The following is a 396-nucleotide window of genomic DNA, read 5'->3' on the forward strand; positions in this document are numbered from 1 at the left end:
GTCTGTGTCTGGTGATGAGTGGCTGCGGCGATTCGGATATGCTGTTGACGAAAGAGGATGTTCAGCTGGATCAGATCAGGCTGAAGGAGCTGGAGCGAAAGATCGGGGATAAGAGCACCTTCATCCTTATGGTCTCCCAGAATTCCTGTAGCGACTGTTCGCTGATGGAACGGACCATCCTCCCCTTTTCCCGTACCCATGAGAACATCGATATCGTGGAGCTGAAGCTGGATGAACAGGGAGAGAAGATATCCGATACCGATCAGGCTTTCCGGGATATCCAGAAGCTCATCCCTGCCTTCAGCGGAAGCACGCCGCAGTTCTTCTATTTCAAGGATGGAGAGATGAAGAAAACAGAGCAGGGTGTGATGAGTGAGCTCGCATGGCAGAATTACA

Annotated in this window: 1 protein-coding gene; it reads left to right on the top strand. The window is 51.5% G+C overall.

Features of this window, described 5'->3' with window-relative positions; translation table 11 throughout:
* A partial coding sequence (locus tag NE665_RS24085; RefSeq protein WP_256302728.1) for a thioredoxin family protein occupies window positions 1-396 on the top strand: 396 nt, incomplete at both ends.

This window comes from Clostridium sp. DFI.1.208 (assembly GCF_024463855.1).
Taxonomy (GTDB): Bacteria; Bacillota_I; Bacilli_A; order Erysipelotrichales; family Erysipelotrichaceae; genus Clostridium_AQ.